This is a genomic window from Bradyrhizobium sp. USDA 223 (genome assembly GCF_044909005.1).
Taxonomy (GTDB): Bacteria; Pseudomonadota; Alphaproteobacteria; order Rhizobiales; family Xanthobacteraceae; genus Bradyrhizobium; species Bradyrhizobium yuanmingense.
Map to the genome: position 1 here is coordinate 3,341,618 of NZ_JBIYDR010000001.1, position 12,094 is coordinate 3,353,711.

4 protein-coding genes are annotated in these 12,094 nt (G+C 64.9%); all 4 read right to left on the reverse strand.

Going from position 1 to position 12,094, the window contains the following annotated elements:
• Position 1: 1 nt before the first annotated feature.
• The 4 genes from ABIA40_RS15515 to ABIA40_RS15530 all read right to left on the reverse strand — a co-directional run bounded on the left by ABIA40_RS15515 (position 2) and on the right by ABIA40_RS15530 (position 11,739).
• A complete protein-coding gene (locus tag ABIA40_RS15515) occupies positions 2-9,730 on the reverse strand; it encodes an amino acid adenylation domain-containing protein (RefSeq protein WP_404541860.1) in 9,729 nt (3,242 codons plus the stop codon).
• Between the two features lie 64 nt (positions 9,731-9,794).
• Positions 9,795-10,763 carry a TauD/TfdA family dioxygenase gene (locus tag ABIA40_RS15520; RefSeq protein WP_404541862.1) on the reverse strand — a complete coding sequence of 323 codons (969 nt, stop codon included), beginning with the start codon at positions 10,761-10,763 and terminating at the stop codon, positions 9,795-9,797.
• Positions 10,732-11,487, reverse strand: a complete 756-nt coding sequence (locus ABIA40_RS15525; protein WP_404541864.1) for a thioesterase II family protein — start codon at positions 11,485-11,487, stop codon at positions 10,732-10,734. The genes ABIA40_RS15520 and ABIA40_RS15525 overlap by 32 nt, the downstream gene beginning before the upstream one ends.
• A 21-nt stretch (positions 11,488-11,508) precedes the next feature.
• Positions 11,509-11,739 carry an MbtH family protein gene (locus ABIA40_RS15530; RefSeq protein WP_128262328.1) on the reverse strand — a complete coding sequence of 77 codons (231 nt, stop codon included), beginning with the start codon at positions 11,737-11,739 and terminating at the stop codon, positions 11,509-11,511.
• Between the last annotated feature and the right edge of the window lie 355 nt (positions 11,740-12,094).

Consider the following 12,094-nt stretch of genomic DNA (forward strand, 5'->3'; position numbering starts at 1 on the left):
CTCACTGCTCCGTTCCCACCAGTTCCTGGAGCTCTTCGGCATCGAATTCTTGCTCGATCAGCCTGATCGACACGACCCGGGCAAATGACGCAAGATCGGGATGAGCGAACAGATCCGAGACCGCGATCGAGACGCCGATCTCCTGCGACACCCGGCTCAGCACCCGCACGGCGAGCAAGGAATGTCCGCCGAGCTCGAAGAAGTGATCGTTGCGTCCGACCTGATCGACGTCGAGCAGCTCCGCCCAGATCCCAGCCAGCGCCAGCTCGATCTCGTCCTCGGGTGCCTCGTAGGTGCGACCCGCCAACGCATCCTCGCCCGGCGCCGGCAGTGCACGCCGATCGATCTTCCCGTTGGGGGTGAGCGGCAACTGCTCCAGCACCGTCACCGACGACGGCACCATGTAGTCAGGCAGAACGGCGGATAGTGCATCGCGCAAGGCGCGGCCGTCGAGCGACGGCCCGCCACTCGCATAGGCGAACAACTGGCGCCCGGTCCGGCCTTCGCCTGCCACAACGGCCGCCGCACGCACGCCACGCTGCTCGAGCAGACGCGCCTCGATCTCTCCGAGCTCGATACGGAAGCCGCGGATCTTCACCTGCTGGTCGGCGCGGCCGACATACTCAATCACGCCGTCGTCGCGCCAGCGCGCGAGATCGCCGGTGCGATAGAGGCGCGTGCCATCGTCGCTGAACGGATCGGGGACGAACCGCTCCGCGGTCAGTGCAGCCCGGTTCAGATAGCCGCGGGCCTGGCCGACACCACCGATGAAGAGCTCGCCGGTGACCCCGACGGGAACAATATTGAGGTCGGAATCGAGAATGTGCGCCGACCTCGCACCGACGGGCCGTCCGATCGGTGCGGGCTGGTGAGGTGTCAACGCGGCGGCGTCGACGATCCACGCCGTCGGCGCGATCACCGTCTCGGTCGGGCCGTAGGCGTTAACCAGAAGATCGATATTGACAGCTTGTCGAAATGCCCTGACCCCGGTATCGGACCAGGCTTCGCCGCCGACGATACAGGCCCTGATCGCCAGCCTGCGCCCGCCCTGCCGCAATGCCGCGCTCAATTGATCCGCATAGGCCGGCGGCAGGAAGATCGAGGTCACCGCATTGCGGGTCATCTCGCTGACGAGATCGTCAATCAGAAGACCGGGCTTCGAAGGCAGGACGAGCGAACCGCCCGTCATCAGCGGCACCAGCCATCGCTCGTGGGCGATGTCGAAATTGATCGATGCCGTCTGGAACTCGCGGTCACGCGAGGTCATGCGGTACAGCCGGCCGATGGCTTCGCAATGCATCGCCAGCGGTCCGCGCGCGACCGCCACGCCTTTCGGCGCGCCGGTCGACCCGGACGTGTAGATGACATAGGCCAGGCTGTCCGGATGGATTTCGATGTCGAGGTTCCCGCCGTCCTCGCCGGCGCACGGCGATGGTTCCTCGATGCAGAGCGCCTCGACCCCGGCTTCGCGCAACACCGGTACAAGCGACTCGAGCAGCGCGCCTTGCGTCAGGACCAGCGCCGCGCCGCCGTCACGCAGCATGTAGGCAAGCCGCTCGGCCGGATAATCCGGATCGAGCGGCAAATAGGCGCCGCCCGCCTTCAAAACCGCGAGCAGCGCGATGATCATGTCCGGGCTTCGGCTCAAGGCAATGCCGACCAGCCGATCCGGACCGACGTTCCAGAGGCGAAGGCGTCGTGCGAGCGCGTTCGCACGCGCGTTCAACTCGCCATAGGAGATGCGCTGGTCGCCGCAGACGATGGCAATGGCAGACCGCGCCTGCGCGGCCTGCGCTTCGATATGCATCACGACGTCGGCGCAGGATGATGCGGAGGTCAGCCGCGCTGCGCCACTCCATTCGAGAGCTCGTCGCGCGTCCTGCTCGACTGCCGCAGAGAGAGCACCGAGCGCACGTTCCGCATTCGCCGCGATCCGTTCCAGCAGGCCGTGGAGAATGTCGCGGAGGCGCAGGATCGCCGCCTCGTCGAACCGGCACCGGTCATAGTTGAATTCAATGTTCAGCCGATCGCCTGCAGCGAACACCGCGACCGCCAGCGCATAGCTCGTCGGCGTCACATGCGCCACACGTCCCAGCCGCGGACCACCTTCGCCGCCTCGCAGCACCCCCTCGTCGATCGGATAGTTCTCGAACACCAGGATACTGTCGAACAGCGGCTGCCCGGCACGGCCGGCGAGACGCTGAATGTCGTAGAGCGGCGTCCAGCCATGCTCGCGCAGCGCCAAATTCTGTTCCTGCAACTGGCGCAGCCAATCGCCCACGATAGCTTGTGGGCTGGTCGCGTCGACGATGGGAAGCGTGTTGATAAAGAGACCCACCATCTCCTCTGAACCGGACAATTCGGCCGGACGACCCGAGATCGTCACGCCGAAAGAGACCGCCGACTGCCCTGAATGACGCCGCAGCAGCTGTGCCCACGCGCCCTGGATGAGCGTATTGAGCGTCACCCGTTCGCGCTTTGCAAAGGACTTCAGCCGCTCGGTCAGCGCTGCGTCCACCGCAAGCCCGACGCTGGCATGGCCTTCGGCCAGGGATGTCTTGGGGGGCGCCAATGTGTTTGCGAGCAATGTGGGCACCTCGAGCCCTGCCAAAGCCTCCCGCCAGAACCGCTCGGCGCTTTCGCGATCGCGATCCTGCAACCATGCAATGTAGTCGCGATAGCCGCCCTGCACGGCCGGCAGCGGGCGGCCGCTCACCTGCTGCAACACTTCCGCCACCAGCCGGGCCGAGCTCCAACCATCGACGAAGATGTGATGATGGGTCCAGATCAGCCAGTGCCTGTCGTCGCCGAGACGGATCAGACGGATACGCTGAAGCGGCGGCTGCGAAACATCGAAGCCCATCTCGCGCTCACGCCGGGATATCTCCGCCAGCGCGGCTTGCAGATCCGCAGGCGCGCTGCCGCGCCAATCCTCCTCGACGAACGGCACCGTCACATGACGATGCACCATCTGCTGCGCTGCGCCCGACAGGTTCTGCCAGACAAACCCCGTCCGCAGGGCCGCATGCCGGTCGCTGACCATCTGCCACGCGGCCTTCAGCTTGCCGGCATCGACGCTGAACAGCTCGAGCCCGACCTGATTCACATAGGCGTCGTTGGCACCATCGCGCAACGCATGAAACAGCATGCCCTGCTGCATCGGCGAGAGCGGATAGATGTCCTCAATGCCGCGAAGATCCAAGTTCGCAGCCAACCGATCGAGGTCGGCTTGACCGAGCCCAGACAGCGGGACATCCGATGGCGTGAGGCCGAACGTTCCATTGCAGCAATGGGCGATCAGTTCGCGCAGTGCGTCTTTGTAATGTGCGGCGAGCCGCTCGACCGTCGCGTGCCGGTAGCGCTTGCGTCCGTATCCGAGAGATAATTCCAATCGGCCTTCACGCACGAGGCCAGTGATGTTCAGCCAGCCGCGCATGGGTGCCGTGGCGCTACGCGAGGGACCAGCACTCTCCGCTGCGAAGGAGAAGTGTTGGTTGATCCCTATGTTGGCGTCGAAGCGGCCTAGATAGTTGAAGACGATCTGCGGCTCCGCCAATTGCGCCAGAGCATAGCGCTGCTGCTCGGAGCCGAGATGGCGCAGTACGCCATAGCCGATCCCGCGGTTCGGAATCGCGCGAAGCGTCTCCTTCACCGCCTTGATCAGCGACGCCTCGTCGCCTGCATCTTTCAGCCGGACCGGAAAGGCCGTCGTGAACCAGCCGACGGTGCGGGACACATCTGCATCCGGGAAGATCTCCTCGCGGCCGTGGCCTTCGAGCTCCACGGTGATCTCGTCGTGCTGGCTCCAGCGTGACACCGCACGCACGAGACCGGCGAGCAGGAGATCGTTGACCTGGGTCCGATAGGCAGCCGGCGCCTGTTCGAGCAGCTGTGACGTCAGGTCGGCATCCAACACCAAGGACACCTCGCCGCCATCACCGACGCGATCGACATCGCCATGGTCGTCGTTGCATGGCAGGCGCGCTCCGGCACCACGATCCAGCCAATACGGCAATTCGGCCGCGATCTCCACCGTTCCCGCATAAGCATGCAGCCGCTCGCTCCACGAGGCAAAGGAGTCGCTCTTCGGCGGCAGCGCGACGGGACTGCCACGCTGCAGCTGGTCATAGGCCAACGCCAGGTCTTCCAGCAGGATACGCCAGGACACGCCATCGACGACGAGATGATGGATCGCAAGCAGCAAGCGTTGGCTACCGTCCGCCAGGTCCATGCCGACCGCGCGCAGCAGCGGTCCGGAAGACAGTGAGAGGCTTTCCTGCGCGGCACCGGCGAGCGCCGTGACCTCCGTCGCGCCGCCAACGCCCGCGTGAATCCATAACAGTTCGGATGACCCCGGTGCCGGCCCCTGCTCCGCCCGCCAGGCGCCATCCACCTGCTTGAACCGCAAACGCAGCGCATCGTGATGGTCCGAGATGGCCGCAAGCGCGCGCCGCAGCGTCTCCCAATCGACCTGCATACGGGGCAGCAGCAGAACCGCCTGGTTCCAGTGATCCCGGTTGGCAATGTCCTCGGCGAAGAAGCGCGTCTGAATCGGCATCAGATGGGGCATGCCAGATGCGGTGTCGCCGACTAACGCCTTCGCCGCCGGTCTCTCCTTCTTGGTCGTCCCCTCCGATATCACGGCGACCGTCGCCAGCCCGGCAACCGTCTGCTGGCTGAAGATCTGCTTCGGAGTCAGCCGGATGCCGCGCTTGCGCAAGCGGGCGATGATCTGCAGGCTCAGAATCGAATCGCCGCCGAGTTCAAAGAAATTGTCATTGCGGCCGACGCGCTCGCGAACGAGCACCTCGCACCAGACCGCCGCGATCGCAATTTCAATATCCCCCGCAGGCGCGGCATAGCCGGCCGGCGCCCCCTGTTCGGCCGGTTCGGGCAAGGCGCGACGATCAATCTTTCCATTGGGCGTCAGCGGCAATTGCGCCAACATGACGATGTGTGACGGAACCATATAGTCCGGCGCGATTGCAGCCAGCTGTTGCTTGATCGCATCGGCCTGTGGAGCGGCGCCGCTCTCAGCCACGCAATAGGCGATCAGCTCCTGGCGTTCACCCGCACCGATTGGCCGTGAAACGGCCACTGCGTCACCGATCCCCTGCAGCGCCTTGATGACGCGCGCGACCTCGCCCAACTCGATGCGATAGCCGCGCAACTTGATCTGGTCATCAGAACGACCCAGGAATATCAGCCGACCCTGGCGGTCGCAGCGGACACGATCCCCGGTTCGGTAGAGGCGCTCGCCCGCGGCGCCGAACGGATCCGGCACGAAGCGTTCCGCGGTCAGGCCCGCCGCGCCGCGATAGCCCCGCGCCAGCCCAGCGCCGCCGACATAGAGCTCGCCAACGACACCGAGCGGCACCTCGTTCAAGGCGTCATCGAGGACATGGACGCGCAGATTGGCAAGAGGCAGACCGATCGGAACCTTACCGTCCCCGCGGCCTGCCGCGCACTCATGCGTCACCGCACCGACGGTCGTTTCCGTGGGCCCGTAATGATTCAGGATCCGGCATTCCGGCCGCAAACGCCGGACGTCGTCCAGCAGCGCGCCATCGCACGCCTCGCCGCCCAGGACGAGCGCATCGCGGGGGAGCAGATCGGCCGAGCGCGAGGCCTGAAGTAGCCCTCGCAGATGGCTCGGGACGATCTTGAGAATGTCGACCTCGCCCTCGCGCATCGCTTGCGCAAATGCATCGGCGTCGAACACGGCCTCCGGTGACAACAGATGCAGCGTGCCGCCGGATGCGAGCGCACCGAAGAGGACAGTGTGGCCGAGGTCGGCCGCCACCGTCGAAACCATCGCCATGCTCGCCGACGGCCGCGGCTTCAGGCGCTGCAGCAGAGCTTGCACGTAATTGGCCAAGGCCCCGTGCGAGACGCTGACGCCCTTAGGCGCGCCGGTCGATCCGGAGGTATAGATGACGTAAGCGGTCTGCGTTGGATGAATGGTCGTGTCGAGCGGCAGGCTCGACACCTCGGCGCGCGCCGCTTCCGCCTCCGCGTCGAGCACCAGGCAGCCCAGCTCGCGCGCATCCGCCAATTTGTCGCCCGCCGCAAGCATGATGTCGATGCCGCCGTCGGTCAGGATACGGCGGACGCGCTCCAACGGCCATTTCGGATCGAGCGGGACATAAGAGCCGCCCGCCTTCAGCACACCGAGCAAGGCGATGACAAAGGCCGGAGAGCGCTCGATCCACAGCGCAACCGGTGTCTCGCGTGCCACGCCCTTGGCGATGAGGGCGTGCGCGATACGGTTTGACCGCTGCTCGAGCGCCGCAAAGGTCAATTGTTCCCGGCCGCATCGAATGGCGATGGCGGTCTGTCGATCCGCGGTCGCCGCGCGATGAAGGCTCACCACATCGGCGAAGCCGAACGCCGCAGCCTCACGAGGCACGGTCTGCCGGTGTCCGTCGTCGATGACGAAGTCCGATATCCGCCGCTCGGCATTGTCGGCAATCTGGCGCAGCATCGAACCGAATTGCGTCGCCAATCGCGCGATAGTCGGACGATCGAACAGATCGGTGGCGTAGTTGAACGTGACCTTCATGCCGACGCCATCGATGACGTCGAGGGCGAGATCGAAATGCGAACCAGCGAGATCGACAATGTCGATGTCGGCAGCGAGCCCCTCTACACCGGAGAAACCGCCCGGCGCCGTCATGTAGTTGAATTTCGCCTGGAACAGGGGATTTTGCCCACCGCTGCGTTCGGACTTGAGGCCGTCGACCAGCATTTCGAACGGAAGATCCTGGTGCGCCAGCGCCTCGACCACCGACTCCCTGACCTGACGCAACAGGCTCGTGAAGCTCGCTTCGGCGGTCATCTCGGCCCGCAGCACCAACGTGTTGACGAAACATCCGATCAGTCGTTCGAGCTGCGTATGCCGACGCCCAGCGACCGGCACGCCGACACGCAAATCGCTCTGCCCGGTGTAGCGATGGAGCAGCGCGTAATATGCGCCGAGCAGTAGCATGAAGACGCTGACGCGCTGCTTGCCGGCGATCTCCCGGAGCCGGGACGCAAGCACGGCGTCGATGGCCAGACCGATCGTATCGCCGGCATGGCTCTGGATCGTCGGGCGCCGCCGATCATGCGGCAGCGCCAGCACCGGGTGAGCATCGCCGAGCTTGGCGCGCCAATAGGCGAGCTGCCGATCGCCCTCGCCGCCCGCAAGCCAGCTTCGCTGCCAGGCTGCGAAATCAGCATATTGAATTGACGGAACCGGCGGCACGCCTGCGCCTTGACCAGTACCGGCTCGATAGAGAGCGGCCAGCTCTTCGAGCAACACATCAAGCGACCTGCCATCGACGATGATGTGATGGGCCAGCAGCAGCAATTCATACGCATCGTCCGCGAATTGAAGCAGCACGGCGCGCAACAATGGCCCGTTCACGAGATCGAACGGCTTCCCGAGCTCGGATCGCCTGATCGTCTCCGCACGCTCGGAGCGCTCCCGCACAGAATAGGAGCGGAGATCCTCGTGCCAGACGCCGATGCTCATGACATCGTGGATGAGCTGCGTTCCGCGACCGTCCCTGGCGATGAATGTAGTCCGCAAAATCTCGTGACGACGGACGATCTCGCCGAGAGCGCGCGATAGTACGGCATGATCGAGCCGTCCCTTCAGACCGATTGTGCTCGCAACGGTATAGGCTGTCCCAGCAGGGTCCATGTTCCAGAGGAACCAGAGCCGCTCCTGCGCGTGCGACAGCATCGCGCGATCGGCCGCGACGGCCCATGGGATCGGCGGGAGCGCCCGGCCAGCCCCGGTGCCCGCCAAAACATCGATCCGGCCAGCGAAGGCCGCAAGCGCCGGCGCGTCAAAGAAGGTGCGCAGCTCTACTTCCACGTCTAGGCGGTCGCGGATCGCCGCGGCAACTTGGCCAGCCGCGATCGAGTTTCCGCCCAGCACAAAGAAATCGTCCTCGCGATGCACCGCCGCGACGCCAAGTGCGTCGCACCAGATCGAGGCGACGGCGCGCTCGGTATCAGTCGCCGGCACCGTCAGGGATGCAGTGCCGCGGCGACGCCCTCTCTCGAACACCGCGAAGCTGTCGAGCGTGTTGTCGGCGAGACGCGTTGCGCAGGCCGACCGCTGCAGCTTGCCGCTCGTGGTCAGCGGCATCGCTTGCGGGTTCAGCAGAACGATCACCGCCGGATATTCCTGAGCCTGCCGGAGGACGGCTTCGCCGATCGCATGTGCGAGCGCTTCCGGGTTGCTGCGCTTGAGCACGGCGCGGCTGAACTCCGCCGCCACTCCGATGGCCTCACGCCCATCGACCTCGACGGGAAAGGCGGCAACCCGTCCGCTGCGGACGGATTCGACCTCGGCTTCGACCGCCTGCTCCACGTCCGTCGGATAGACGTTCTGCCCGCGAACGATCAGCAGGTCCTTGAGACGACCGGCCACCACGAGCGCACCGTCGCGAATGAAACCGATGTCTCCGGTCCGAAGCCAACGCGCGCCATCTCGCTCCACGAAGGCTTGATGTGTGGCCTGGGCATTGTTCCAATATCCATGCGCGACGCTGGGACCCGCGGCCCAGATCTCGCCTACCTCATTCGCCTCGGCCTCGGCGGAGCCGTCGATACGCATGATGCGCACGGCGTGACCAGCGGCAGTTCGACCGCATGCCACGAGGTCCGTGCCTTCGCTGGCGCTCGCGATGCGGCCGGCAGCGAGTTCCGCGGTGTCGAGCGTATAGCTGACGGTCTCGGCGGTGATATCGCCGGCCGTGACCAGCAGCGTCGCCTCCGCAAGGCCATAGCAAGCCGTCAACGCCCGTCGATCGAACCCGGCCCGCGCAAACCGATTGCCGAACTTCTCGAGGGTCGTCCGGCGGACAAACTCCGAGCCCGAGAACGCAAACTTCCACCGGCTTAGATCCAGCCGACTGATGGTCTCATCCGAAATGCGGTCGGCGCAGAGCGAGTACGCGAAGTCGGGACCCCCGCTCATCGTGCCGCCGTGGCGGTCGATGGCCTCGAGCCAACGTCGTGGCCGCTCGAGGAAATTCCGCGGCGACATCAGGACGCCGGTAAAGCCCGTGAACAACGGATTCAGGAGCCCGCCGATCAGTCCCATGTCGTGATAGAGCGGCAGCCAGCTCACGAAGACATCGTCCAGCGTTCCGCCAGCGGCCGCTTCAATGGCGCGCTCGTTGGCCGCCAGATTGCCATGAGAGACGCAAACGCCCTTCGGCTGCGAGGTCGAGCCGGATGTGTACTGGAGGAACGCGATCGCATCGGCGGCAGGCCTCGTCTCGCACCAGTCCGCCGCGCGATCGGGCGAAATCGTGTCCACCGCAACGATCTGCACGTCGGCGAGCTCGGGCAATGCCGCGTCGAGACCGCGCAGCCCGGTCTCCACCAGGATGAAGCGAGGCGCGGCATCCCGCAGGATACTGTTGAGTCGTCCTGCATAGCGCTCGGGACCGCCCTCAGGCGGAAAGGCCGGAACGGCGATCACGCCCGAATACAGGCAGGCATAGAATGCGACGGCATAGTTGATTCCGCTCGGAAGCAGAATCACCGCCCGTTCGCCCGCCCCGCCCACCTGCTGAAACCACGCCGCAAGTGCCCTGATCCGAGCGTCGAGCGCAGCGAACGTCAGCTCGCCGGCGACGTCGTCGCCTTCGAGGAACCGCAACGCCACCTGCTCCGGTCGCAAGGCAGCGTGCTCGCGCAAGCGTTCGACGAGGTTGGATCTGTCCATGTTCTCGAATTCCTGTCCGGCCGCGTGCCGGAAATACCCGCCGCCGAATGAGACCTGCCGCCGATCACCCTTGCCGATGAGCTTCGGCCATAGCGACGATCACCTTGCGCGGCCCCTTGAACGGGGCCCGCGCGTGCGCGGTCAGCATGTTGTCGAGCATCACGACGTCGCCGGCCTGCCAGGGAAAGCTGATCTTGTGCTTCTCGAGAACGGTCCGGACCGTTGACAGCGTCTCATCCTCGATCGTCGAACCGTCGCCGTAGAACACGTTGCGCGGCAGATCGGCTTCGTCCTCGACCACGTCGAGCAGACTCTCGCGCACCTCCGGCTCGAGATTGGAGACGTGGAACAAATGCGCCTGGTTGAACCAGACCCAGTCACCGGTGATCGGGTGCTGCGCCGTGCCCTGACAGATCTGGCGCGTGCGGAGCTCGCCGTCTTCCTTCCACTCGCATTCGATGTCGTGGCGAGCGCAGTAAGCCTCCACCTCCGATCTGGAGTCGGTGCCGAACACCTGCTGCCAGTCGACGTCGAGCCCGTTGCCGTAGTTCCGCACATACATCACGCCCTTCTCGGCGAACCGCTCGCGAATGGCCGGCGGCATGTCGCGATAGATGGCGCGGCTGTCGGCGATCGGCGTCTCGCCGCCTTCCAGCGCCGGCTGCATGCAGTAGAACCAGATCTTCATCGGCCAATCGCGGGTATAGGCCTGCTCGTTATGCAGCGGGATATGCTGGTGCGGCGGATACTCCGTGGACGTGTAGACGCCTGAGGTCACCTGCGAACGCGGCGTCGACCCGAACTCGTAGGTCAGCAGCGGATGACCGAAATCGGCCGCGAAGGCCCGAAACGCATCGGGACCATCGAGTGAGAAATCGCGAAACACGATGCCGCCACTGTCGGTCAGGTACCGGTCGATCGTCGCACGCAGCACGGGAAGAGCTTCGCCGAGCGGCCGCCCGGCCTCACCTGCCCTAAGCAGCATGGGAAGAGTCTTGCCGTCAATGAGTGGCTGGACGGAGAACGCGCTCATGATCCTCGCTCCGATGCGAAGCAATCGATCGCCCCGATTGCCGGGCCAGCGCCCAGCCGATCCGGTCGATCAGTTCGGCCTGCTCTGTGTGAATGAAGAAGTGATGCCCGGGCAGAATATCGAGCGTGAATGACGCCGAGGTCTCCTGCCGCCAAGCCCCGAGTGCTTCGCGGCTGGTCTCGTCGTCCGCTCCGCCAAAAACGTGTACGGGGCACGGCAATGGACGCCGCGGCCGGTAGACATAGGCCCCGCACATCAGAAAGTCTGCGCGCAGCACCGGCAGCGCGGATCGCATCAACTCGGCATTCGACAGCGCCTCGTCGGGCGTGCCCTGAAGATTACGCAACTCCTGCATCAGCGCTTCGTCGCTCAGGGGATGGCGCCACTTGCTGCCGTCCCGAACCGCCGGCGCTTCCGCACCCGAGGCGAAGAGAATGGCCGGCGCAGGCACTCCGCGATCGAGCAGGCCATGTGCGAGCTCGAACGCGATCACGGCACCGAGGCTATGCCCGAACAACACGTAGGGCCCGTCGAGCTGCGCGACGAGTTCGCCAGCCAGCTGCGCTGCCAGCACCCGCGGATCGGTCGCCAGCGGCTCGTCCGTGCGCGCGCCGCGCCCGGGCCATTCCACCGGCCGAACGTCGATCCATGACGGCAGCAGCCTTCGCCACCGCGCATAGAACATGGCACTGCCGCCGGAGTAAGGCAGACAAAGAAGCCGCATCGGAAGACCTGGCACCGCCGCCTAAGACGACTGCTGAGACGCCGCGTCGTCGTCCATGAACTTGCGCAAGCTGAGCGGACGCATGTCGGTCCACACCTGCTCGATGTGGTCGAGGCATTCCTTCTTGCTGCCGGTCTTCCCCACTGCCTTCCAGCCGGTCGGAATCTCCTTGAACGTCGGCCAGATGGAGTATTGCTCTTCGTGATTGACGACGACGGTGAAGGTGACGTCGTCTCTGTCGAACACCATCATGGCGCGATCCTCTCTTCGGAAAGCGAAAGCAGTAATGTTTGAGTAGGTCAGAAGCAGACGATGGTCAAAGCAATATCGACGTGACTCTTTTTAAGACCTCAAAACTGGCGACGCACGGACACAATGCAACCTCCGCGCTTGCGGCCCAACACACGGGAAAATATTGCGATTTCAGGAGGCGCCGCAGATTGCTGCAATTCTAACCGCGCAAGGAGGAACTTTCCCGACACTGCTTGATCTCACATCTTGTCGCGTGCGGCGCTTAGTTGTGCTGTCATCAAACCCAAGACGTGCAACTTGTTAGTCATTGACCCAACGAAAAACCGCCGCGGACGAGATCCGCGGCGGCACGCAG